At 36.9% G+C, this 25377-nt stretch carries 29 protein-coding genes and 1 riboswitch; of the genes, 2 read left to right on the top strand and 27 right to left on the bottom strand.

The genetic code is table 11. The features are described from left to right. Window positions 1–97: 97 nt before the first annotated feature. The 10 genes from GH741_RS04775 to flaG form a co-directional block, all read right to left on the bottom strand. Entirely contained in the window at window positions 98–964 is an 867-nt protein-coding gene (locus GH741_RS04775; protein ID WP_153735643.1) for a YitT family protein, read from the bottom strand. A gap of 642 nt (window positions 965–1606) precedes the next feature. Then, a protein-coding gene (gene prfB / locus GH741_RS04770) for a peptide chain release factor 2 (protein WP_153735642.1) occupies window positions 1607–2708 on the bottom strand; the annotation gives its coding sequence in 2 pieces (ribosomal slippage) (window positions 1607–2635 and window positions 2637–2708; 1101 coding nt in all). Window positions 2709–2807: 99 nt separating this feature from the next. Then, window positions 2808–5315: a preprotein translocase subunit SecA gene (gene secA / locus GH741_RS04765; protein ID WP_153735641.1), complete on the bottom strand. Its 2508-nt coding sequence runs from the start codon at window positions 5313–5315 to the stop codon at window positions 2808–2810. Between the two features lie 253 nt (window positions 5316–5568). Next, window positions 5569–5802, bottom strand: a complete 234-nt coding sequence (locus GH741_RS04760; protein WP_153735640.1) for a hypothetical protein — start codon at window positions 5800–5802, stop codon at window positions 5569–5571. 375 nt (window positions 5803–6177) lie between these two features. Next, complete coding sequence (gene hpf, locus GH741_RS04755; RefSeq protein WP_153735639.1) at window positions 6178–6738, bottom strand: ribosome hibernation-promoting factor, HPF/YfiA family; 561 nt, start codon at window positions 6736–6738, stop codon at window positions 6178–6180. 260 nt (window positions 6739–6998) lie between these two features. After that, window positions 6999–7382, bottom strand: coding sequence for a DUF8042 domain-containing protein (locus GH741_RS04750; RefSeq protein WP_153735638.1), 384 nt, complete (start codon window positions 7380–7382; stop codon window positions 6999–7001). A gap of 8 nt (window positions 7383–7390) precedes the next feature. Further along, on the bottom strand, window positions 7391–7744 hold the full coding sequence (gene fliT, locus GH741_RS04745) for a flagellar protein FliT (protein ID WP_170287563.1): 354 nt from the start codon (window positions 7742–7744) through the stop codon (window positions 7391–7393). Next, complete coding sequence (gene fliS / locus GH741_RS04740; RefSeq protein ID WP_153735636.1) at window positions 7744–8142, bottom strand: flagellar export chaperone FliS; 399 nt, start codon at window positions 8140–8142, stop codon at window positions 7744–7746. The genes fliT and fliS overlap by 1 nt, the downstream gene beginning before the upstream one ends. A 27-nt stretch (window positions 8143–8169) precedes the next feature. Continuing rightward, window positions 8170–9699, bottom strand: coding sequence for a flagellar hook-associated protein 2 (locus GH741_RS04735; protein ID WP_153735635.1), 1530 nt, complete (start codon window positions 9697–9699; stop codon window positions 8170–8172). A 17-nt stretch (window positions 9700–9716) separates the two neighbouring features. Further along, entirely contained in the window at window positions 9717–10118 is a 402-nt protein-coding gene (gene flaG / locus GH741_RS04730) for a flagellar protein FlaG (RefSeq protein WP_240795417.1), read from the bottom strand. 333 nt (window positions 10119–10451) lie between these two features. Here flaG and GH741_RS04725 point away from each other — a divergent pair, with 333 nt between their 5' ends. Then, complete coding sequence (locus tag GH741_RS04725) at window positions 10452–11318, top strand: DNA endonuclease (protein WP_153735634.1); 867 nt, start codon at window positions 10452–10454, stop codon at window positions 11316–11318. Window positions 11319–11714: 396 nt separating this feature from the next. Here the strand turns inward: GH741_RS04725 and GH741_RS04720 are convergent, their stop codons facing one another. The 13 genes from GH741_RS04720 to GH741_RS04660 form a co-directional block, all read right to left on the bottom strand. Next, window positions 11715–13004: a flagellin N-terminal helical domain-containing protein gene (locus GH741_RS04720; protein ID WP_153735633.1), complete on the bottom strand. Its 1290-nt coding sequence runs from the start codon at window positions 13002–13004 to the stop codon at window positions 11715–11717. Window positions 13005–13130: 126 nt separating this feature from the next. Next, complete coding sequence (gene csrA, locus GH741_RS04715; protein WP_153735632.1) at window positions 13131–13361, bottom strand: carbon storage regulator CsrA; 231 nt, start codon at window positions 13359–13361, stop codon at window positions 13131–13133. A gap of 2 nt (window positions 13362–13363) precedes the next feature. Next, window positions 13364–13816: a flagellar assembly protein FliW gene (gene fliW / locus GH741_RS04710; protein ID WP_153735631.1), complete on the bottom strand. Its 453-nt coding sequence runs from the start codon at window positions 13814–13816 to the stop codon at window positions 13364–13366. Window positions 13817–13830: 14 nt separating this feature from the next. Next, window positions 13831–14421 (bottom strand): DUF6470 family protein, encoded by a 591-nt coding sequence (locus GH741_RS04705; protein WP_153735630.1) that lies wholly within the window; start codon window positions 14419–14421, stop codon window positions 13831–13833. Between the two features lie 74 nt (window positions 14422–14495). Continuing rightward, window positions 14496–15410, bottom strand: a complete 915-nt coding sequence (gene flgL / locus GH741_RS04700; protein WP_153735629.1) for a flagellar hook-associated protein FlgL — start codon at window positions 15408–15410, stop codon at window positions 14496–14498. Between the two features lie 11 nt (window positions 15411–15421). Further along, window positions 15422–16978, bottom strand: coding sequence for a flagellar hook-associated protein FlgK (flgK, locus tag GH741_RS04695; RefSeq protein ID WP_153735628.1), 1557 nt, complete (start codon window positions 16976–16978; stop codon window positions 15422–15424). An 18-nt stretch (window positions 16979–16996) separates the two neighbouring features. Further along, a complete protein-coding gene (locus tag GH741_RS04690) occupies window positions 16997–17494 on the bottom strand; it encodes a flagellar protein FlgN (RefSeq protein WP_153735627.1) in 498 nt (165 codons plus the stop codon). A gap of 12 nt (window positions 17495–17506) precedes the next feature. Beyond that, entirely contained in the window at window positions 17507–17773 is a 267-nt protein-coding gene (gene flgM / locus GH741_RS04685; protein ID WP_153735626.1) for a flagellar biosynthesis anti-sigma factor FlgM, read from the bottom strand. Window positions 17774–17848: 75 nt separating this feature from the next. Next, the gene (locus tag GH741_RS04680) at window positions 17849–18268 is read right to left on the bottom strand and encodes a TIGR03826 family flagellar region protein (protein WP_153735625.1); all 420 of its coding nucleotides are present in this window, start codon (window positions 18266–18268) and stop codon (window positions 17849–17851) included. A 76-nt stretch (window positions 18269–18344) separates the two neighbouring features. Further along, window positions 18345–19028, bottom strand: a complete 684-nt coding sequence (locus GH741_RS04675; RefSeq protein ID WP_338079243.1) for a ComF family protein — start codon at window positions 19026–19028, stop codon at window positions 18345–18347. Then, window positions 19028–20488 (bottom strand): ATP-dependent helicase ComFA, encoded by a 1461-nt coding sequence (locus tag GH741_RS04670; RefSeq protein ID WP_153735767.1) that lies wholly within the window; start codon window positions 20486–20488, stop codon window positions 19028–19030. The genes GH741_RS04675 and GH741_RS04670 overlap by 1 nt, the downstream gene beginning before the upstream one ends. A 141-nt stretch (window positions 20489–20629) precedes the next feature. Then, window positions 20630–21310: a response regulator gene (locus GH741_RS04665; protein WP_153735624.1), complete on the bottom strand. Its 681-nt coding sequence runs from the start codon at window positions 21308–21310 to the stop codon at window positions 20630–20632. 195 nt (window positions 21311–21505) lie between these two features. Continuing rightward, entirely contained in the window at window positions 21506–22645 is a 1140-nt protein-coding gene (locus GH741_RS04660) for a sensor histidine kinase (RefSeq protein ID WP_153735766.1), read from the bottom strand. Between the two features lie 177 nt (window positions 22646–22822). Here GH741_RS04660 and GH741_RS04655 point away from each other — a divergent pair, with 177 nt between their 5' ends. After that, window positions 22823–23458 carry a YigZ family protein gene (locus GH741_RS04655; RefSeq protein ID WP_153735623.1) on the top strand — a complete coding sequence of 212 codons (636 nt, stop codon included), beginning with the start codon at window positions 22823–22825 and terminating at the stop codon, window positions 23456–23458. Window positions 23459–23612: 154 nt separating this feature from the next. Here GH741_RS04655 and GH741_RS04650 read toward each other — a convergent pair whose 3' ends face one another. The 4 genes from GH741_RS04650 to sinI all read right to left on the bottom strand — a co-directional run bounded on the left by GH741_RS04650 (window position 23613) and on the right by sinI (window position 25078). After that, window positions 23613–23750, bottom strand: coding sequence for a hypothetical protein (locus GH741_RS04650; RefSeq protein ID WP_170287561.1), 138 nt, complete (start codon window positions 23748–23750; stop codon window positions 23613–23615). Between the two features lie 84 nt (window positions 23751–23834). Continuing rightward, window positions 23835–24320: a VanZ family protein gene (locus GH741_RS04645; RefSeq protein WP_153735621.1), complete on the bottom strand. Its 486-nt coding sequence runs from the start codon at window positions 24318–24320 to the stop codon at window positions 23835–23837. A 222-nt stretch (window positions 24321–24542) separates the two neighbouring features. Beyond that, entirely contained in the window at window positions 24543–24878 is a 336-nt protein-coding gene (locus GH741_RS04640; RefSeq protein ID WP_153735620.1) for a helix-turn-helix domain-containing protein, read from the bottom strand. An 80-nt stretch (window positions 24879–24958) separates the two neighbouring features. Then, on the bottom strand, window positions 24959–25078 hold the full coding sequence (gene sinI / locus GH741_RS04635; protein WP_153735619.1) for a DNA-binding anti-repressor SinI: 120 nt from the start codon (window positions 25076–25078) through the stop codon (window positions 24959–24961). A gap of 27 nt (window positions 25079–25105) precedes the next feature. Beyond that, a riboswitch (cyclic di-GMP riboswitch) is annotated at window positions 25106–25189 on the bottom strand. Between the last annotated feature and the right edge of the window lie 188 nt (window positions 25190–25377).

Below are 25377 nucleotides of genomic sequence, written 5' to 3'. Positions count from 1 at the left end.
GCATGAACTTACTTGATTATAATTCAGAATCACCTAGAAAGGGAGGAATAAAGAGTGACCATTTCCTTCAAAGGATCCTATTCAAGTAATATTGTCTTTAAGAGGTCTTAAATCCTTCTCCTAGAACCTCGGTAGCATTCATCGCGACAACGAAAGCATGAGGATCTATCCGTCGAACTATTTGGGTGACCTTACTAAATTCGTTTTGGGCGACAACACACATTATAATGCGCCTTTCCTCGTCCGTGTATCCACCCGTGGCATTTAAAACAGTAACACCACGGTCAATATCCATTAACAATACTTGACGAACCTCATCAATTTTATCTGTAATAATCATTACATTCTTGGACGTATTCAATCCCACCTGGACAAAGTCGATTGTCCTGCTAGTAATGAACAATCCAATCAAAGCATACAATCCCTGTTCAATTGAAAAAACAAAGGTTGCTGTTAAAACAATCATTCCGTCAAACAGAGCGACACAAACACCTAATGGTAATGGAAAATACTTGTGGAATATTTGAGCAGCTAAGTCGATACCACCCGTCGATGCTCTGCCTCTAAATACAATCCCAATACCTAGACCAACACAAATCCCACCAAAAATGGCTCCTAACAAAGGGTCTGGAGTTGCAGCAGGCCAATCCCGTGTTAAATAAACGAAAAAAGGCAATACTACAGTACCTACGAGTGATTTAGCTCCGAAGTTTTTGCCAAGGAAAACTACTCCGGCTATAAACAAAGGTAAGTTTAATGCCCACTGAACGATTGAAGGCTCCCATCCAAAGACTGATTTAGTAATCGTACTAATCCCAGCCACTCCTCCAGAAGCAATTTCATGGGGAAGTAAAAATACATTAAATGCCATCGCCACGAAAAATGCACCAATCAAGACAAGTGTATATTCAATTATAGTTATAAGAGCAAAAGGCATTGGTTCCCGTCTATATTTCGCAATCATAAATCTGCACCTCATTTTCACGTGATTATCTAATAAGTTTGGATTTATTAATGGCTCTTACATCAATTTAGTTGTTGCTGTTGCTCCGGGTAGTCGCTTTCCGTGGGCAACGCTTCAACTTCCTCGGAAGAAAAACGCTTCCTTGAAAAAGAAATACACTTTTTCTGCGTGTGGTGCTAATTCAGGAAGTTAATTCAAGTCCTGTGGGATTTTCAACTGTTGGGACTGCGATTACTCGTCCCATCGAAAACATTTGCTTTTCCCGCAGGAGTCGACTACCCTACGCTCCATTCACCATCTTATAAATAATTAGCTTTTGATTGATTTATTGTAGTTATCAAACACAAAATAAAAGAAGACTCCTCGAAAATATAAACCGATTTTCTTTGTGTGGTGAAAATTCTAGATTTTTCGTGTTAAAAATAACTAGAATACAACCTTATTAATTAACGACTCTACGATCGATATCCGATAGTCAACCTTATGGAGTATAACACGTCAAAATATAGGTGTAAATATTGCCACAACAACGTTTAGCGCTTTACTGTAATGCATGGATGATGCGATAAAGACAAAGGACGCAAAAGAACCGTCCCTATGGAAAGTGGCACCCTCATAATGAGGGTGCCACTTCTTATCGTTTTAATCCATTTGTGATCTTAAGTAGGCATCGATGAATGGGTCTAAGTCACCGTCCATCACGCCTTGGGTGTTGCCAACTTCGTGGTTGGTTCGATGGTCTTTTACCATTGAATAAGGATGAAAAACATAAGAGCGAATTTGACTTCCCCAGCCAATTTCCTTTTGTTCTCCTCGTATTTCGTTTAATTCTTGTTGCTGCTTTTCTATTTCTAACTGGTATAGTTTCCCTTTTAACATTTTCATTGCACTTTCACGGTTTTTTATTTGGGAACGCTCGGACTGACAAGTAACAACAGTGTTAGTAGGAACATGTGTAATCCTGACAGCTGAATCTGTAGTGTTGACGTGCTGTCCACCAGCACCACTAGAACGATACGTATCAATCTTTAAATCCTCGGTTCTTACTTCGATATCAATATCGCCATCCATCTCCGGCATAACCTCGCAGGATACAAATGAAGTGTGTCTACGGCCAGACGAATCAAACGGAGAAATTCTTACTAACCGGTGAACACCTTTTTCTGCTTTTAAAAATCCATATGCATTGTGACCTTTAATCATTAAAGTTACACTCTTAAGCCCAGCCTCATCACCTGGCAGGTAATCCATTGTTTGAACCTTGAAATTTTTCGATTCAGCCCAACGAGTGTACATACGTAACAGCATGCTTGCCCAATCCTGTGACTCTGTACCACCAGCACCAGGATGCAACTCTAAAATTGCGTTATTTTTGTCGTATGGTTCACTTAGGAGCATAAATAATTCAAATTTATTTAATGCCTCGGTTAATTCATTTACCTCAGTTTCTAATTCTGCACGTAAATCAGGATCTTCCTCTTCTTTTACTAACTCGTGAGATACCTCAAGGTTTTCTAAGCTTTCTTGGTGCTGATCAAAGGTATTGACTAAATCCTTAAGCTCATTCACCTCATTAATAACTGTTTGAGCCGCTTGTTGGTCATTCCAAAAACTTGGGTCAGTCATTACCTCATCCAATTCAGCGATACGTGATCTCTTTTCATCTAAGTCAAAGAGACCCCCTAAAGCCAGCTAATAGTTTAGCCATTTTATCTAACTCTTGTCTTATTTCCACTAATTCCATATCATTCACCTCATAAAGTTAATAGTACCTTTTCAAATAATTCGGTAAGAAGAAAACACCTCCTACGAGTAGGAAGTGTCTCCCTATTTACAACCCTTTTTAAGCTCCGTGACAGTGCTTGTATTTCTTACCACTACCACACGGGCAAGGGTCATTTCGTCCAACATCTTCTGACTTAACAAATGGACGTTTCACCTTCTGCTTTTCTTGATTACCTGAAACGGCTTTAGCATCCTTAACAACTTCCTGGCGCTTCAAGTTTTCACGAATTTGAGCTTTCATTACATATCTGGCAACATCTTCGTTAATTGCCTCAACCATTTGTTCAAACATCGCGAAGCCTTCCATTTGGTATTCACGTAACGGATCATTTTGTCCATATGCACGTAAATGAATCCCTTGTCGTAGCTGATCCATCTGATCAATATGGTCCATCCACTTTGTATCAACTGTACGTAGTAGAATAACCTTTTCAAACTCACGCATTTGTTCTGAAGTAAGTTCTTCTTCTTTTTCATCATATTTCTTAATGACACGTTCCATAATAGTGTCAACAATTTCATCGGGTTCTTTGCCCTTTAAGTCTTCTTCTACAATATATGTTGGCTCTAATAGGTTTGCGTATAGAAACTCTATAATAGCAGGAGTGTTCCACTTTTCTTCCATTTCATCCTGCGTATGGCTTTCGACTGTTTTTTCAACAGTAGTTCGAATCATTTGTTCAATGATGTCACGAAGGTTTTCAGAGTCAATAACGTCAAACCGTTGTCGATATATGATTTCACGTTGTTCACGTAGGACATCATCATAAGAAAGAATTGTCTTACGTGCATCAAAGTTGTTACCCTCAACACGCTTTTGAGCAGATTCTACTGCACGAGAAACCATTTTACTCTCAATTGGTTGAGTATCGTCCATTCCCAGTTTTTCCATCATTGCTCGCATGTTGTCTGATCCAAAGCGGCGCATTAGTTCGTCTTCCATCGATAGGTAGAACTGAGTAATACCTGGATCACCCTGACGACCAGAACGACCCCGTAGCTGATTATCAATACGACGTGATTCGTGGCGTTCCGTACCAACTACCGATAAACCACCAAGATCAACAACACCTTCACCAAGTTTAATGTCAGTACCACGACCAGCCATGTTAGTAGCGATCGTAACCGCCCCACGCTGACCTGCATTTTCAATAATTTCTGCTTCACGGAAGTGGTTTTTGGCATTCAACACGTTATGTTTAACACCAGCTTTTTTCAACAGATTAGAAATTATTTCAGATGTTTCTACTGCTACAGTACCAACAAGTACAGGCTGTCCAGCTTTGTTTCGCTCTCTTATTTCTTCAACTACTGCTCGAAACTTACCTTCGACTGATTTATAGATCAAGTCGGCTTTATCATTACGAACGATTGGTTGGTTTGTTGGAATTGCAATAACATCCATATTATAGATGTTACGGAATTCCTCTGCCTCAGTTTTCGCGGTACCAGTCATACCAGCAAGCTTTTCATACATACGGAAAAAGTTTTGGAACGTGATTGATGCTAGTGTCATACTCTCGTTTTGGATTTGCAAGCCTTCTTTTGCTTCGATTGCTTGATGCAATCCATCACTATAACGACGCCCTTTCATCAGACGACCAGTAAATTGGTCAACAATAACAACTTCATTTTCCTCAACAACATAATCTGTATCTCTGTGCATCGAAACATGTGCTTTCAATGCTTGATTAATATGGTGAGTTAACGTAACGTTATTTAAATCAAAAAGGTTTTCGATCCCGAAGAAACGCTCTGCCTTATTAATTCCTTCTTCAGTTAATTGAACACCCTTCGTTTTTTCATCATAGGTATAGTCTTCTTCATTTTTTAACGTAAAAACAAACGAATTTGCTTGTTGATACATATTGGCCGACTTTTGTGCCGAACCAGATATAATTAAAGGTGTTCTCGCTTCATCAATAAGAATAGAGTCTACCTCATCAATAATCGCAAAATGCAATGGCCGTTGAACCATTTGTTCCTTGTATAGAACCATATTGTCACGAAGGTAATCAAAGCCAAATTCATTATTAGTACCATAAGTTATATCGGCCAAATAAGCGGCACGTTTTTCTTCCTTAGTCATTCCATTACCATTTATTCCAACGGTAAGACCAAGAAATTCAAACAACTGTCCCATATCTTTAGCATCACGGTCAGCTAAGTATTCGTTAACCGTTATGATATGAACACCCTTACCTGTGATTGCATTTAAATAGGCAGGCATGGTTGATGCAAGCGTTTTACCTTCACCAGTTTTCATCTCTGCAATGTCACCTTCATGTAAGGAGACTGCACCTTGTAACTGAACAGGAAATGGGCGCATCTTCAGTACCCTTTTTGCACCCTCGCGAACGACTGCATAGGTCTCTATCATAAGATCATCAAGCTTTTCGCCATTTTCATAACGTTTTTTAAACTCTTCTGTTTTTTGTCTTAATCCATCATCAGACAATTTCTCATATTCCGGCTCCAGCGCTTCAATTTCATCAACATAATTCTGTAGACGATTTAATTGACGTTGGTTACCATCCCCAAAAACTTTTGTTAGTAATCCACGCATGTTAAACGCTCCTCTGCATATAAAAAGTCATTAATTATTTATTTTATTTATTCATACATTTATAGTTTTATCCAAACCTAATAATAACACTAGCACATACCTATGACAAGATAGGGCCTATTATTAGCAAAACTTACATTAGTCTAGGATTACCACACTATCTTTTAATTAAAACCGATGAATGTGGAAGTGCCTTTTTACATTAATTTATACAATGACTAACTAAAGACAAAATGAGCAGCCTGGGGAGTTGCTACTCATCATGTTTGGGCGTATTCGAGGTTTGCGAGGTTACTTCTAAAGCAAAATTAGTGGAGGTTGAGCGTTGGTTGGGGAAATGCATAAGCTCATAACTATTTTGCCGGAAATTTAATTCAATTAACTTCTTATTAGTAACAGCAATAATAGCTAATAATTGTGTTATCGTTTGCTCATGTTGTTCAAGTTTTTGATAGATAGATTTACATTTACCACAGTCATTAGTCATTAGGATACGCCCCCTTTGCAGCTGTTAAATTAGTTATAGCATAAGGGCAATAATCGGTCTAACTTCCATTTTTGAAAAATGGATAGCTAATAATGTTGTTTTTCTCCATTTTTCTTCTATTTTCAATCTAAATTAACTTAATCTGTCTTTAAACTACGGTTTTCACAAGTTGATAATGCAAAAATGGCAGAAAAACAATAATGTTTCGACATTATCCGACACTTTAGGTGTCAGCATCGAAATTAGGTGATTTATTAGAAAACTAGAATGACAAATAGGGAGTATAATAAGCAAATTCTATACATGATAATATTGCCAAAATAAATAGAGATGATCCCGAATTAACGGAACCACCTCTATAACTATTTTTATTAATTAACTAGGCTCTATTAGACCATAGCGACCATCTCTACGACGATAAACAACATTTGTGTCGCCAGAAATAGCATTTGTAAAGACGTAGAATGCGTGACCTAACATATCCATTTGCAAGACTGCTTCTTCGGAATCCATAGGTTTTAAATCAAATCGCTTCGTACGTACAATCTCTAACTCTTCTTCTGCGTCCAATTCCTGTACAGCTAATTCTTCTCGTTCACGCTCTAATTCTGCAAATACATGCTTCGGAGCGCCCTTTTGACGGAACTTACGATTTACTTTAGTTTTATATTTACGAATTTGGCGTTCTAACTTATCGACCACAAGATCGATGGCAGCGTATAAATCTACATGGTTTTCCTCTGCTCTAAGTAGTAAATTAGTCATTGGAATTGTTACTTCAATTTGCTGTTCATCATTATAGACACTTATATTTACGTTTACATCTGATGTTGGGGGAGTATCAAAGTATCGTTCTAGCTTACCTATTTTCTTTTCAACGTACTCCTTGATTGACCCAGTTACCTCAACATTTTCACCACGGATGTTATATTTCATGGAAAGTGTCCTCCTTTATGTCTTTATATACTTACTATTCTAGGATACCCTGTCTAATTCCTGCTTAAACAAGATAATTTTTATAGATTGTCAGTAATTTTGACACAAACTTGTTAGAAACTTTATAGTTTAAAAACTAAACTTCCTTCATAGAGGTATTTTGGACTCCTAGTTGAATAGCGGAATCTATAAAAAACTCTACTAAAAAAAATTTAATAAATAGGAAAATTACCTATTTTGATTTTTTTAGTAGAGTATTCTTAATGGGAAATATATGGAGAAATGAATTCTTCCATTTGTATTTTCCAGCTTTCAAATGCTGGAATAACCTTCCTTGTTACAAGTTCTTTTTTTTCTTCATCTGAAGTAGCTTCAAAACATTCCGAGAAGTCCTTAATTATTTCCTTAAATTCGTCTAGCAAATCGATTAATAGTTCCTCTTCTGAAAAGATAACTAGCATTTGCTGGTGACAGTTGTTCAACTGCTCAAAAGCAGCTAACAAATCTTTAAACACTCGTACTGTATGTAAATGAGCCTCTTCATTATAGTCTGTATTTAAATAATCAAAACCTTCGCTCATTACTGATAGAAGGTCCTTATAATCTCTTAACATTTGACGTTGTGCGTCTGTTAATTCTTGCAAGCAATCACCTACTTCTTATGATCTAGAAACATCCCATCGAAGTTCGATAGATTCTGGTATGGATTGGTATATTTTGTATTAGAGCTCTTTTTCTTTTTCAAAGCTCCCATGTCATTTTTCACTTGAGTAAAAATAGATTCTAGTCTCACTTGAATTTCTTGATTTTTCGGTAGCAAACTTTGACCAACTTCTTTTTCTTTTTCCGTATAAGGTGGCTTTATTTCCTCAAGAAGTTGCTGGCGTTTTTCTAATAAGTCACTTATTTCGTCAATAGTTTCTTGTCTATTTTCACTAGTAATACTATGAGTGACTACTTGATGTAACTCATTCGTAATTTCGGATAAACGATCCATTCGATCCATTAGAAATTAGCACCTTTTCCATACTGTTGCTGACGATTCAGTTTGATAACTTCTTTCCATGTATCACGGAACTCTGTAACGAGTTCAGCTACTTCATCTAACATTGCTTGATCATTCTTGATATTGGCATCCATTAGTTGGCGGTTTATATAGTCGTATAACGGCATCATTTCTTTAGCAACAGCTGAATCCTGATCAAGTGTCACCATTAACTCTTGAATGATTCTTTGTGTCTTTTGAATGTTTGTGTTTTTTTGTTCGTAATTTTTTTCTTCCATACCGCGTTTAGCAATCTTGATAAACTTCAGACAACCGTTGTAAAGCATTAATGTTAGTTCACCAGGCGAAGCGGTTGATACTGAATTGTTTTTATATACTTGAAACTGTTGTTGTGACATAGAATTGAACACTCCCTGCATATATCATTAATAACTAAATTGTTGCATTAAATAGTTGGATTGATTATTCATTTGCTGAATTGCTTTTTCCATTTCAGTAAACTGTCTCCAGTAACGATTCTCTATCCGTACTAAACGATCTTCAAAAGCTGAAATACGATCGTCCAAATTATCTAAGTTTCTTCCTAGAGTATATTGATTCTGAACAGAACTAGTTTTTCCTGCTCGGGATTCAATATTTTTCATCGTAGATTCAATTGAATCCTCTAGACGATTGATAATCCCACGACCAGAACCCTTAACATCATTTGAAAATAGCTGATGAACGGACTGAGGGTCTTCTCTTAAAGCCTTTTTTAATTTGTCCGGATCAACTTCTAATTTTCCTCGTTCCATATAGTTTGAAGAAGTTTTTATACCAATATGAGTCAAATGAGTAAAGCTACTAGTGTTATCAACTTCCCCATACCAGTTTTGTCTCATTGAACTTAGACCGGAAGATAAAATACTTTCACCTTTTAGTGTTCCACTTTTGGCTTTTTCTTCCCATCGTTCTATTTCATCTTCAGACAATTCTTTTTTTTGCTCATCGGTCAACGGTTTGTAAGTTCGAAAACGCTCTTCGTTTAGATAACCATTTACTTTTTCGAGTGTTTCATTATATTGATCAACAAACGCCATAATTTTATCATAAGAAGCATCTATATCATTTCTGACAGTTACAGTAGAAGTACCCAATTCATTAAAGTTAAATGTTATGTCGTTTATTGTATAAGAATTAGTAGTCGGAGTAACGGTTAACTTTCCATTGTATAAAAAGTCTGCATTTTTTCCGTCTTTTTCTTCATTTTGGGTTAACTTCAAAGTATCAGTTAGAAAACCAGTTCCAAAAATAATTTCATGACCACTATCCGCAGTTGTATCCGTTGCAGCACTAGTATTAAAATTACCAGTTTTTGTTCGCTCCATAACTACTTTATTAGCAGTAGAGTCATAAAAGGCACGAACATCTGCACCACTATTTGTTATTTTTTTTAATACACTATTTAGTGTATCCCCCTGTACGATATTAATTGTAAAAGGGTCGCTCTTTCCATCCTCATTGTACACAGAGAATTCGAATGAACTCGGGACAGTAACATTGGAAAACTGACTTGATAAACTTTTTGCAGGATCAATCTTTTTACCGTCTGCAGTTAAGCCCAAGTCACTTCCTACATTAATTGCGGAAGATGCTAATTGATTGACTTGAACAGAGTAGCTTCCATTTGAAGCATTGGCTGTAGCTGTCGCGCTTACAGAGTTACTCGATGAATTTGTCGTTTTTGAGCTATACGTTCTTTGCATTTTCATATCTAATATTTTACTATCTAAATCATAAAGAAGTTTGTTGACATCGCGGAACGAATCCCTTTGCCAAGTTGTCCAAGTTTTATCTTGTTCTAATTTGTCAAGTGGCATCCGTTCTGCAGCCATCAATTGTTTAACCATAGTATCGGTATCCATACCAGAAGCCAGTCCAGATATACGATTTGAAGTATTTACACTATAAGCCATATTGATGCTCCTTTCTTCTAAACTTTTTCATCTACAATAAATCCCATTAATTCAGCCATAGAAGCATAAACATCTAGCAGCTTCTTTGGTGGAATTTCTTTAATAATTTCTTTAGTTGTCGGGTCTACTACTGTAACATAGTACTTTTCAAGCTTTTCATGAAATTCGAATTTCAGATTAGTATAGGTTGGCTCTAAAAACTTGTTCAAGCTTTCTACTAAAGTCTTTGCCTCTTTTTTATTTGGTTCATTAGCAACATCTTTCTGCTGACTATCGTTACTTTTAATACTGTGATACAACTCTAGTGGTTCGTTATTAACGGATCTTTCTCTTGCCGATGTCGGAAACTCGATGTTTTCAGCTCTTTGCAGGAGTTGGGATCCAGAAATTATTTCCCCAACGTTCATGGCTTTTGCCATCCCCTCTTTATTGTTTCTTTTTATATCGGATGATTGGGTGAATAAGTAAAGGGGATTTAAGAATTTTGATTAAACACATGATTAGAGGCTTCTTTACTAGAAGGTCTTTTTAGACAATTCCTTCCTATTTGAAGAGTATCTACTCTCTTTTTATAACAGTACCCTTTAATCGATTATCGTTTTCTTACACAATTCAAGTAAAGGGATAACAATGGAATTTCCTCGTGTTATCTCCACAATAATTATTATCACCAAAGACATGGTCAAGCTTTACTATACTACAGAAACAAGTTATAATAGGAACAAATGTTCCTGATAAGAAGGGTGATTATTATGTTATTCATAAAAAAGTTTGATCCCGTTCAAATCAATATTTTATTTGCTAGTATCTTGGGTGATGGTGAAATCACTAAGGCTTATCCTAATTCAAGGAGAAAAAATGTTAGCTACCGAGAACACTTCAGTTTAAACCAATATGAGTACCGTAAGTGGAAGTCTGATTTTTTTCCTGAATTTCTCTATTTCCGAAAACAAAAAGACACATTAGTTTCTAAGTCATCACCGATAATGACTGAATTATACGCATACTTTTATAATAGTTCCGGGAATAAACGTATCCCACCAGAGCTTTTATTGTATTGTTTATCCCCTTATTTTGTCGCTACACTATACATGGATGATGGTTCTTTACTAGTTTCCAAAAGAATCAACCACAAATCTCAAAAAATATATCTATCACCAGTCATAGCTCTTTATCTTCAAAATTATCCTTACGACGACCTAGTAATCTTATCTAGCCATTTTGATAAACACTTTAAGATAAAACTTCGTTTACAAAAAAGAAAAGATGGACATGGATTTATTTTAAGAACTAGTAAGATGAATGACACTTTACACTTCCTGAAAATCATTATGGAAGCATGTAGAAATTGCATGTCTATGTATTACAAAACTAATTGGGAATATCGATTTCAACTAGAAGCAAAAATACTAAATCAACAGCATCCTGATTATTCTGTAATAGCCTCCTCCTCTGAAAGAAATAAGAATTATACCCCTGTAGAAATAAAGAAACTAGCAGAGCTTAAAATCAACGGATATACTGACCAAAAAATTGCAGATGAACTTAACCGGTCATATTGGTCCGTTGTGTACAAAATTGCTGAATTAAAGAAAAAAGGTCACCTGGAATCCAGGTGACCTTTAAAAATTTAAATATTAAACTTATTGAAGTAACTGTAGTACTCCTTGTGGTTGTTGATTGGCTTGCTTTGCCACTATGTCTTTCGATCATAGAATAGACTATATCTTCACCCATCTAACGATGTGGGGCTGGGCACTTCGAATGATAAAAACCTATCACCCTACGAGATTCATAGTCATAGCTTTCGCCTTAGACCGTAGTTCTCTAGTCGTTGAACCTTCTCCAGAGTTTCCTCACAGGAGCTTGGCTGCTGATTGTCCATTTATCTCTTTCATTTTTGAACCGCACGCCTGCCGTTTCCAGCTACGTTGTGGTTGAAGGAGCTTTAGGAAGTTCCAGCAATTCACCCAGTTATTCTCTTATCCATTACTGGATAAGACGCCCTTGAATAGTTATTGAAGTAGTTGCAATACACCCTGAGGCGCACTATTCGCTTGAGCCAACATTGCTTGTGCTGCTTGTGCAAGAATTGAATTCTTAGTTTGGTTCATCATTTCTTTCGCCATGTCTACGTCACGGATACGAGATTCCGCTGCAGTTAGGTTTTCAGAAGATGTTCCTAGGTTGTTAATTGTGTGGTCTAAACGGTTTTGAACAGCACCAAGTTTAGAACGTTCTGATGATACTGTTTCAATTGCATCGTTGATATCCGTAATAGCAGAATTAGCTGATTTTTGAGTAGAAACATCTATACCACCAACTTTTAATTCTGTATCTGCATCAATTGCAGCACCAAATGAAAACGTTCCAGATCCATCAGAAAGTGCATAATCCGTTGCGTTTGTAGACGTTGCAATTACATTTCCTTTTTCATCTTTTAATTCAGTTGTAGTAGCTGTATATGTGCCTGATTGAAGTAATGAGTTATCTATTTGAGCATCAAACTTGTCAACATCTCCTGACGCAAGTACAACTTCTCCACCAATTTTAGCGGTATCAGTTAATGTGATTTCGTCATCACCAAATGCTGAACCATCAAGATCTGTTCCAGTACCAGTAAATGTTTTACCGTCACTTCCTTTAGCAACTACGTTTCCAGCACTATCTTTCAATTGATAATCAGTACCATCATGTCCAACTGTAAAAGTCCCACTTGTAGAAGCCAAATCATCAGTAGTACCAATTTGAGTATGTGCAATCGCTGTAGCAGGATCAATCGTTGTTGATGCACCACCAACTACACCTAAATCTAATGCTCTCATATCACTAATATCCAACGTGATGTTTTGACCTTCGTTAGCGCCGATTTGGAATGTACCTTTAAAATTACCACTTAAAAGGTTTTGTGTATTAAATTCAGTAGTGTTACCAATACGTGAAAGTTCTTGAGATAACTGATCAACTTCTTTTTGGATTTCATTACGATCGCTACCAGTATTGGTATCGTTAGCAGACTGAGTTGCAAGTTCACGCATACGTTGAAGGATACTGTGTGATTCGTTCAATGCGCCCTCAGCTGTTTGTATCAATGAATTTGCATCTTGAGCATTCGTTGAAGCCTGCTCTAACCCACGTACCTGAGCACGCATTTTTTCTGAAATAGCTAAACCGGCTGCATCGTCCTTTGCACCATTGATACGAAGACCTGAAGATAATTTCTCCATTGAATTTTGTTGAGCATTTTGCGCTTGCCCTAACTGACGATGTGTGTTAAGTGCGGCAATATTGTGATTAATTCTCATTTGTTATTTCCTCCTTGAATTTTCGTTTTCCCACATCCTTGTGGTTAACACTAGATGAACTAAAGTCGGCCGCCTTTAGTACCATTTAGCTTTACAATTATAATATCGGAGGAAATATAAGAATGTTTAATCTTTTTTTGTATTATTTTTCAATAAATGGATTAAATCTGTCGAAACGCCTGCCGCTTCACTGTTCTGCTCTTGAATATCTAAGTAAATTTCCATTCGGTGAATGTCGACATGCTTTGGTGCGGAGATGCCTAATTTAATTTGATCGCCATCTATCCCTAGCACTTTCACTTCGATTTCATCACCTATTTTAATTGCTTCGTTTATTTTCCTAGTAAGTACTAACATGTTTAGTCCTCCTTTACCTGGGAGGTTAGTTGTGGAGTGAAGATAGCTTCTTTCGTAGCGAATTTCTTAATATTCGTAATATATTGTTTCCCTATTTTTTTTACTTGATTAATTACAATAGGTGCCTGTAGATTAGCTGTACTAGTCTCAAAAGGTTCTCTGAGCGATACAATCGATAATATCTGCACATCGGTTTCAGATTGAATATCTAGCGATTCTATTGTGTTTTCATCAATATCAAATTCATAATCCTTTACAAATAGGAATGGATTAACGACGATAAAAGCGAGTTCCTGTTCATTTGTCGATTGAAGAACTTGAAAGACAGGGTTGTCCTCTAACGGTAACAATACAAATTCCTTTTCATCTTGAAAGCCTGGCACTCCCTGTGGAAACGTGATTATATCTTGTTGATTTACTTTAATCTCACCGAAATATTTAGTATGTAAGTGCAAAATGTCAACCCCTCTTATAATGTCATTTCAAAATTAATTCCATGATGTTTAAGATTTACAAAGTCTATATTTAATTGATTTCTTTGATGTAAACTAATGTCAACAGAACCGGGTTGATAGTTAGTTATCGGTTTTTGTGCTTGTGTATTGATGACTGGTTTTCTTGGTGTTATCCGTATATCTACTTGGGATGGCTGGTAGTCTATTTTCACTGAACCAGCTGATGGAATCCAGCCAATGTTAAATTGTTTAGGAGCACCCTCGCTATTCGCTTGTGCTTGTCTTGCTATAGGGTTGCCTCCATTTTCAATTTTCATAAGCTCAGTACCCTGTCTAATCCTACGAGCTGTTCCCTGGTAGACTGCTTGTTTTCCGTCTTGGGCAGCCTCGGCTATTCGTCTAAAAACAGATTTCAGATCCATGTCAGCCCACGCTTGTGTTTGATCAATCGATAATTTTGAAGGTGTGTGATTTATCGTTAGTTCCGCGTTTGGCTGTTGGATTGATTGAATTGCTTTAGGTTGTTGAATGGTTTGCTGACCAGCAGTCTGATTAATTTGGATTTGGGCATTTTGTGATTGAATTCTTATTTGCGGGAACTGCATGAAAATCCCCCTCATCATTTTCATATATAGTAAAAAGCCTTGCCACAAACTACGTGACAAGTGCTTATTAGCTACTATCTTAAGAAATCTAGCAATGTTGGCTGAATAACTCTAGAACCAGAACTTAGTGCTGCACGGTGGACACTTTCTTGTGTTGTTAACTTAATAATAACCTCTTCCATATTAGCGTCCTCATTATCCGACATCATACGAGTCGCTGTTATTTCTTGACTAGCAAGCCGATCCTCAATTAATTCTAATCGGTTCATCCTAGCTCCCAGGTCAGCACGTTCATTAACAGTGTTATCAATATGTGTATCCATGTTAGTAATAGCCGTTTGCATACCTGCATCTGGATTGTCAGATTTCAAAGCGACTGAAAGGGCTTCAATGTCCTCAAACAATTGAGTCCCAAACACATTAGCTGGATTGATATTCGTCTGAAGCTTTGTTCCATTAGTTACTTCAATATTCACAGCTTCCCCGTTTGCGGATACATTTGTAACGATGCCGTTGTTATCAACAGTAACTGGCTTTGTATAACTACCATCAGCCTGTTCAGTTCCAGTCGTGCTAGTACCATTAAAAATATACTTATTATTCACTTTTGTGTTTGCAATTTCGACCAAATGTTCTTTTAACTGATCAACTTCTTCAGCTATATTTTCACGTTGTCCTTTTTCATAAGTACCATTACTTGCTTGAACTGCCAACTCACGAAGACGTTGCAAGGTTTGTGTTGCTTCACCCAATGATGAATCCGAATTATCCATCCAGTTATGTACTTCACTGATGTTACGTTGATATTGCTCAACATTACTCACCTGCGACCGGTAGTTCATTCCCTTCATCGCCACAACCGGATCATCTGATGGTTTGTTGATCTTTTTCCCTGTTGAAAGCTGATCCATGTATTTATCGAGGTTATTGTAACTATTACTTAAATTACGCAACATATTATTTGTTAACATACTTTGTGTTACACGCATAGTCTAGTCACCTACCTTCCTACTAAGCCCATATTATTAATAATTCGATCGAGCATTTCATCTACCGTCGTCATATTTCTCGCCGCCGCATTATAGGCGTGTTGAAATTTAATCATGTTCGTCATTTCTTCATCAAGTGATACGGCACTAACCGATGATCGGTTTTCCTCTACCTGCTGACGAAGGACGCCAGAATTACTGGCCATTCGGTTTGCTTCCTGGGTAACAACACCCATTTCACCTATCATCGATTGATAGTAGCCTTTGACTGACGTTTTGTTTCCTAATCCTACATCCAAATTATTCATTACTTCTGCTAGGAGAACTGCGTTGGAACCATCTCCACTATCTCCATTAGCACTAGCAGCAATTTTATCTGTATCATTTTTTATATCATCCGTAACCTCGATGGATGCTGCCGCTCGCCCAGTTGCACCCATTTCGAAAAAGTCATAGGCTTGATCATCAACTAAGTTTGTACCCTGCCTATGAATCTCATTAAATTCATTAACAAATGCTGTCGCCATTTCATCTAGACCATCTAGCATCTGATTGTAATAGCCACCAACCTCTGGATCTGGACCTCCACTAATAACATAGCCATTCATTTCCATTAATGCTTTTAATTCTCCGTTTGAACCAAACGAATTTCCGGCCACTGTTTGGGTATCTGCTAGTGTAGTCGGATCTTGTCCTTCACTTAATTCACTAGGATTGTAAAAGGTAAAATTATCTATATTATTATCATCATCGTAACTAACATGGAGATGATTCACAGTACTTGCCACCCCATCGACTAGGGTAAGACCATTTTCAGCACCACTACCAGTTAATTTAATGGTAGCTTTACCCATTGCAATATCACTTGGTTGACCACTACTTTTTTCATAGCTAACGCTAATATTTGCAATACTTGAAAGCCTGTCCACTAAGCGATCGCGTTCATCATAAAGGTCATTGGGAACATGACCATGTGGCTCAATTTCACCGACTTGTTTGTTGATATTGTTAATCTGATCAACGATCGAATTGATTTCTTTTGCTGTAATATCTGTTTGATTTTTGAGATCACCACGTATCTGGTTAAGCGAATTGGATAAGTAATTGAAAGTCTCAGCTACTGCTATTCCCCGTTGTTTTACTACCGAACGCGCACCAGAATCCTCCGGGTTAACAGATAAGTCCTGCAACGATTGCCAGAACTGGTCCATCGTTTTGGACAAGCCTTGTTCAGATGGTTCATTCATAATACTTTCCATCTGCTTCATAGCTTCTGCCCGTGATTGGTAATAGCCCAATTTGCTATTTTCATTTCGATACTGTACATCGAGAAACTTATCTCTGATTCGTTCGATTGATCCAGCTTGAACGCCGCCACCAATTTGTGAATTAACTCTCTCTGTATTACGTGAGCCTGTTAAGGTCGAAACCTGTTCAAAATTAACCCGCTGTCTCGAGTAGCCTTCTGTATTCGCATTGGAAATATTATGCGAGGTTGTATAAAGAGCAGCTTGTTGTGTACTCAGCGCTCTTTTAGCAACCTCTAATCCATGAAATGTCGATGTCATACTGGGTGACCTCCTTTCTTAAGCCTTAGAATCGAATACAGAACGCTTAGTTATTTGATCCGCTCGGTTTTCTGTTTTATTACCGTAGTTTATATTTTTAATTGTTGGGGCAATCATGTCCATTGATAGTTGGATGAACTGAAGGGATTGTTGTGTTAATTGCTTGTTTAATTCTTCTTGTTGCTTCAATTGTAATAGTGTTTCTGCCAATACTGTTGTAACCTTTTCCAAAGATTCTTTTTCAACGCCCTGAAGGTAGTTATCCAACATGACAGAAACAGTAATGGAATCATTATCCAATCCTTGTGATTCAGACCATTTATTAATCATTTCAATTCGCTTTACTTCTAATTGATTAATGGCTTTCACATGCTTTCGTTCCTGTACTAATAAATCCTGGAGTTGCTCCATATTTCCTTGTTTCAAGGCTTCTGTTTTATTTTTTGATACCGTAAATAAGCTGTCGTGAAGTTGAGTCATAGTTGTTAATACTTCGACAATCGATTGAATGGACATATAACGTCCCCCTTATACTTGGTTGCTCCAAAACTCTAACATTTTCTGAGATGTCTTTTTCGGGTCAATGCTATAGTCACCAGATTGAACAGATTGCTTTATCTGATCGACTTGCTTTTGTCTTAGATCGCTTGGTTTATCACTGCCCTGCAGCTGTTTCGCTTGATCAGATATTTGAAGTTGATCCGCTTTAGCTGCTTGTTGTTTCATATCAGCTTGCTTCTGTAATTGTTTTTGATAGGGATTAAAATTCGAATGATTTGGACCTTGTATTTTCAAGATCTATCACCTCTTTCTAGAAAAATTCGCGTTTTACTCTACTATTTATATCGGTTAAAACCTATAAATGTTTAACTATTTATTTTTAAATTTGTTATAGGATACATATGTATGTGACTCTTTTTGTTTATTTTTCTCTGCAACCTGATCTATTTCCTCCTGTTTTTGAAGGTCGCCAACTAACTCGGAGGAACAATCCTTACACAATACCCCTTCATCAATTCCTTTTCCACACTTTTCACATGGATAGTTTAGGTTTGGAAACTGAGAAGCACGTAGACGTTTTTCTTTAACGAACTTCAAAATAAATTGTTCATCAATACCAGTCGCATCAACTATCTGAAGAACGGTAGCTTGTCTGTTTTTGCGTTGCTTGATAAAGTCATAAACAGTTTGAAATGCATGCTCCTCTTCTTTAAAACACTGCTGGCAAAAATCACGTACCCCTTTTACAAATAAATCATTACAACGTGGACAGTTTGCTAACTCACCCATCAGTAGTCCTCCTCAACCCATTTTGGTATCATTATAGCATATCGGTGTTTCGTTGGGGACAACCCTTAAAAAGACATCACCCCCTTGCCAGTGTGAAAGCAAACACCTCGGGGCAGCCTTGGTTTTTCAGTAGCTTAGCTGCATGGCGCAATGTCATTCCAGTCGTATATATATCATCGATTAAAATTACTGGATGGCTTACCTGTACCTTAATCTCAAATGGATTTTTTGAATCAATCCTCTCTTTCCTCGTCTTTTTCGATTGTTTTTCCCCATGAACCCGGCTTAATGGTTTTTGGTAAGGGAGCTTTAGTAACTGAGCTAATGACTCTGCTTGATTAAAACCTCGCTCTAGCATCCGTTCTTCGCTTAATGGGATAGGAACGATAATCGCTTCTTTTTCCCATTTTACGAATCGGTCATCAAAGACATCCTTAAACGTATATTGAAAGATATCCCGCAACAGATAATCACCACGGTACTTCCATTTGGTTACAACGTCACGCAGCATTGGATTGTAGGAGTAGACGGATTGATTAAAGGAAAGAACACCCTGCCATGTGGGATCGTTTTCCCATTTCACACAATCTGAACAAATTGTTTCATCGGATAGTCTACTGCACTTTAGACAATGTTTCCCGTTTAATAATAGAAATCCATTTTCACAGCTTTCACAAATGTTGCGAGTACGTTCCGGTAACAAAAGGTTTGTCCAACTCAATTGAGGAATTACTTCTTGATCACACCATAGGCAATACACTATAGCTTTCCCCCTCGTTTGTTCATTAGATTAATCGACTTAACAGCTTGAACAATCGCATTCGTTTTTCCTTCATGAAAAAAAATTACTTCTCCCGTTGGGTCATTGGGACTTCTTCCTGCCCGTCCAGCAATCTGCACAAGCGCCGCTTCATCAAAAACAGAATGTCCAGCATCGATAACGACAACATCGACAGACGGAAAAGTAACACCACGCTCTAAGATTGTTGTCGTAATTAAAATGGAGAACTCCTTATCACGAAACTGTTGAACTCTTTCTTCGCGATTTGAATCAGAGGCATGAACATGATATATCGGGTTATTTTCAGTTAGATTAAGTGAGAAACTGAGTGTCTCTACCATTTCCTCAGCTAATTTAATTGTTGGGACAAATATTAATAATTGCCGTTTAGGGTTGGACCGATTTTTATACCAAGTGAAAAATGTTTTGGGAGGGTTGTATTTTTTAAGTGAAGATTTTAATTGAAAATCCATTTGTAGAGTGGGGACTGGCAAGGGATGACCGTGAAATCGGACTGGAACAAAAACGGCATTAAGTTTCTTGGATTCAACTCGTTGTCGTTGCTTTTGTCTAGGGGTAGCAGTTAGGTAAATCCGTGCGGCGTCCGGTTTAGCCGCTCTGTTAGCCGCAAAGATTAATGACGGATCGGAATGGAACGGAAAAGCATCAATCTCGTCAATAATCACGATATCAAACGCATGAGCAAATCGGAATAGCTGGTGTGTTGTTGAAATAACTAACTGGCCTGTTCCGTCTTTGTCCTCACTACCACCGTACAGTCCAGAAATATCCGTATCAGGAAATGCAGAGCGAAACCGTGGTAGTATTTCTCGAACAACATCTGTTCTTGGAGTGGCTAAACAAACTCGTTTTCCTTCTTCAATCGATTTGCCAATACCGTCAAACAACATCTCCGTTTTTCCGGCTCCACACACCGCCCAAACTAATAGTTCATCATTTCCACGCTTCATTGTAGTGACTATTTGCTCGGAAGCAGTTTGTTGATAGCGAGATAGTTCTCCTTGCCATTGACAGGCTTTAACTTGCTTCGTCCAACTCGGCAAAGGTCCTGTCCAATAATACAAAGGCTCACAGCTAGTTATTCGGCCCATTTCAATACAGTTTCGGCAATACAAATGAGTTTTTCCGCACTTTGCACAAGGCATGAAAGCTAGCATTCGCTTTTTGTGGACACCACATCGCCTGCAACGATGTCCCCACGGGGTTTTTTCAATTGCAATAACTGGTGTCAGATAATTAATGGATACTAAATGAGTGAAGGTAGATGGTTCAAGAGGGATTTCAGATTGAAGTAATAGCTTACCTGAAAAACGAAGGGAGAAAGTGTCATCAGTAGTGGTATTAGTATTTTTCGAGGTTGGGATCCAGTCATAAGTGGGGGTAAATAAAGACCGAACCGAAGTAAATAAATCATTCATATTCAATTATCATCTCCTAGGGTAGCTAGGTGCCAAGCGTAAGTGGATGACACCTAATAGATAAAAAATAAAAGATAATCCGACGCTAACTAGCACCGGATTAAAGTTTTCGGAATATAGAAGGCTGCTAAAGCTTCTAACCTATAATACTTCTACCCAGCCATTACGTATTGCTGAAACGACAGCCTGTGTACGGTCATTAACACTCATTTTTTGCAGAATATTACTTACATGATTTTTTACTGTTTTTTCACTAATAAAGAGAGTTTCCGCTACGCCTCTATTACTTTTTCCATCAGCTAGTAGTTGTAACACTTCACATTCACGTCTTGTTAATAAATGAAGTGGCTTACGATAGTCGACCATTCTTTCCGATAGTTTATTAGAATTTTCCTCAGACAAGCGACGATACTCTTGCACTAGGTTATGGGTAACCTTCGGGTGCAGGTACGATCCACCGTCACTTACTACCTTAATTGCTTCAATTAAAGAATTCGAGTCCATTTCTTTAAGTAAATAGCCTTGAGCACCGGATTTTAGTGCATGAGTAACGTAATTTTCATCATCGTGGATAGATAAGATAATCACGTTCACATTTGGATGGTGTTTTATTAATTCAGCTGTTGCTTCCACACCATTAATATGAGGCATATTTATATCCATTAACACGACATCTGGGTTAAATTCTTCAACTAGACCTAATGCAGATGAACCATCATCACCTTCTGCAACAACTTCGAAGCCTTGTTCGAATTCCAGAATCCGTTTAACTCCTTCTCGAAACAACTTGTGATCATCAATTAAAACTATTTGGGTTGTCATTTTTGTTCCTCCTATACACCAATGCTTTTCTGTTTTTCGGGTCTATACTTTATGTGAATTTGTTTAGTCTCCTTAAACATGAACTGTTTTACATTATCAGACTTTGTTAATCGATTGATAGTACGACGACCTGAATGTTTTCTAATCGCCATTTTTCTTTATTATACATCATTCGCTAAAAGTTGTATTTATCCTTTAATTTTCAGTTAATGGAACTTGAATTAGAATACTCGTCCCTTTTTTTAACTCGGATTTAATCGTCAGCTTTCCATCAAGCATTTCTACTCGTTCTCTCATCCCCAATAAACCAAAGGATTTCTCCTTTTTCTGATTTATATCAAAACCTTTTCCATTATCTTTAATAATAATTAGAACAATATTATTTTTCATTTCTAGCTTTACTTCAATGTTTGTTGCTGCAGCATGTTTGACTGCATTTTGAACTGACTCTTGAACGAGACGAAACAAGGCAACTTCATATTTAGTGTTTAATCTCTTTTCCTTGCCTAAAGCATTAAAATCAATATTTATGTGATCGTATTCTTCAATATTAGCTAAATATTTTTTTATCGTTGGAATCAAACCTAAATCATCAAGTGCCATCGGACGAAGATCGTAAATTATTCGACGTACTTCATAAAGGGAAGACCTAACCATTGTTCGTACACTTTTAATCTCCTTAATAGCTTCTTCTGGACCTCGTTCTCGGAACGTACGATCAACTATCTCAGAACGGAGTAGTATATTTGCTAACATCTGAGCTGGACCATCATGCATTTCCCTTGATAGTCTCCTTCGTTCTTCCTCCTGGGCTTCAATAATTTTCAGACCAAACTCTTGCTTTTCATGGGCATCTTGAATCAATTCGCTGACCTGGCGGAAATCCTCATTTAAATAGTTTAACACAATCGATATTTTACCTGATAACCCTTCCGCGCGGGTGACTGTATGCCCTAGTGCATTAATTCTACGTTCAATTTCATCTCTTTTTTCCCGGAGATTTTTTTCTTTTTCTCGTTTCATGGTTAAATCTGTCTGCATTTTATGCGTTTGATCATAGATAGCACGAATCTGTTCCTCAGAATAATCATTAAAATGCTTACTAACTTCAGACAAGCGAATACGAGATGATTTTACCTTTTTATCTAGCTCATCACCCTCATCGATTACAACTACAACTTCATTCTTTATTTGATTTAGTTCGTTTTGTAATTTTTCATATTCTTTTCGCGACTCTTCACCTATGTAAAAGATTTCATCCTTGCTATTTTCTACTGCTTCTACCATTTCCTTAATGATTAAATCTAATGCTTTCTCATCTGTTTTTTTCACCATAATATATTCCGCCCATCTAAAAGTCATTGTGGTTATTCCCAGTTTTTAGGGGGTGATTCTGCAAGTCTATTATTTGAGTCTATTAATTAGTTATATGTAATTTAATTATACGCCATCTTAACATTTGCGGCACACCTTTTCTCTCTATATAATAATCTCCTAGGAGGTCTGCTAAAAATGTTAAGCCACTATTACACAGTCAATCTTGAAGGAACAGATGAAATCGTTATACAGAAATCGCGTTTTATCGGTCATGTGAAGCGTGTTGAGACAGAAGAAGATGCCCAGGAATTCATTAAGGAAATAAAGAAAAAACATCACGATGCTAATCATAATTGTTCTGCCTATATGATTGGAGAACATGATCTAATTCAAAAAGCCAATGATGATGGTGAGCCCACTGGTACAGCTGGAGTTCCAATCCTAGAAGTGCTAAAGAAAAAAGAATTAAAAGACACTGCCGTGGTAATCACGCGTTACTTTGGCGGGATAAAATTAGGAGCTGGTGGCTTAATTCGTGCCTATTCAAGTGCCACATCTCAAGCTATTGATACAACTGGTATCGTTATTCGCAAACAGGTGATAGAAATGATTGTCACAGCTGACTACTCTTTATTAGGAAAATTAGAAAATAACCTAAGAAACTCATCAGATTACATCCTTGAAAAGATTGATTATACTGAAAATGTTATACTGACAATTGCTGTTGGGAGCAATCAAGAAGATAACTTCCGTGAATGGATTGTCGATTTATCTAGTGATCAGGTAATGATTGAAAAAGGAAAAACTAAATACATAGAAAATGAAATATAACGTATTGCTTGGATTGTTTATTAAACATTTCAATATTCGTTTTTATTTCCCAGGAAATTTAAATTAGACATCGGAAAATTTCACGTTTAGGTTTCAGAGGCGAGGCACTCGGTATACATCAACGCTTCGCTTAAGCAATTGTTGGTAGTTACCACTACAGTTTAGGTAATTGATGATAGTTTAATTCTTTAATTAGCCGTTGAATAAGTTCTTCTGCATCATCAATTTGTAAGGATTCGGATTGATCAACCAATCTTTTCAGTACACTTTTATATATTTCCTGTTCCTTCAAAATCATCACCTCACTAACACAATTCAAACAATACGCCCAATATATAATATGATATTTTCTCAGTTAAGTTCATCAGGGTACTCCCTAGTTAGAATTCCGTTTAAATCGAATCAACAATATGATTCCTAACCCGATGATTGCTCCAAATGTATCTAACAGCACATCCCCAAAGAATGGTGTTCGATTTGGTGTAAATCCTTGATGAATTTCATCAAAAACTGCATAAGCGATAGTAATAAATAATGAAATAATTAGTAATTCATTTTTTGACATTGACACGGTTTTTATAAAAGCAAAGTAAAGGAGGATCATTAACACCAAAAACACGGTGACATGCGCACCTTTACGAATAAAAAACTCAAGCAAGCCGTTAACGCCGAGGCTTGCAACACTAACTTCTGATTGATGATATGTAAATTTAATCCAATTTAGGTACCTGTCCAAAAAGGATAAATCAATTATATTAGATAAAAAGGGTTTTATATCTTGTTCCTGATATGGTTGTGATGAAGAGTGAAAAATGACTCCCATCCAAATCAAAGGAAAAATCCAATGAATCCACTTACTCATGCTGCACCACCTTATAATCTTTTCTAATATACAACGCTTTTTAAAATGTCATTCTTTATAAGAGATTTTATAAATCATAAGATTTTCAGGATAATCTTTTACAATCACGTGAAATAGCTTGTCCCATCTTTATAAGTATATAAAAAAGCCAAAGAATCTAATTCATTAGCTTCTTTGGCTTTTTCCCGGAAATACTCTGACATATTACATGAACAATCAAATTCATTCGCCGTCTTGATTTTTTCTCCAACGATTAAACTCTAAGAATTCTTTGAATTGTTGTTTAGATACACCAGATTCCATGGCCTCCTGAGCTAGTGTTAACCAATCACCATCTAACTGTTTCTTTAACTCCTCATTACTCTCACTAATTAGAAGCTCATTAACAGTTACCCCTAATACTCTTCCTACTTTTTCTATGAATTGTATTGATGGATTTGATTGAAGATTACGCTCAATTGAACTTAAGTATGATTTGGCTACACCTGCTTTTTCTGCCAATTCTGTTAAAGACATTCTCTTTTCCTGCCGTAATTGTTTTATTTTGTCCCCGATCAAGGCCATTCACCTACTTTCCACGTTATTATATCATAAAATAGGCAAATGGTTCTATATAAAGCACAATTACGACATTTTTTTTATTTTTTGTTTTCTAGCAAAAATAATTTCACTTCTTCTATTGATAATCCCAACTGTTTTGCTTCTTCCATCATCTCAATCCAATCCCTGTCTAAAAGTCTCTTATATAGTAGTTTCATATAAGACTTCCTCCCCAATACTCCTAACGAGGTAGCACGGCTATCTTAGCATTTTACCTTAGACCCGTATCTTTGCGTCCTTATTTTTCAATAAGTTTGCCTTTTACTGAAGAAGCTAATTTCGTATACTAAATATACTATAGTTTTTCAAGCTTTTGGGCGTCTTATTTTGTCGGTTTCTAACTAGTTTTGTAATATTCAGATAAATGCATTTTTCGAAAACCTATTTCTTATTTATTATTAAAAAATCAGTAACGATACTTACAGATTATCAGACTTCTGGCAGTTGAGTTTTTGAT

It is taken from the genome of Aquibacillus halophilus, from assembly GCF_009649745.1.
Lineage (GTDB): Bacteria > Bacillota > Bacilli > Bacillales > Amphibacillaceae > Aquibacillus > Aquibacillus halophilus.
This window is presented reverse-complemented; position numbering and strand designations above follow the sequence as displayed.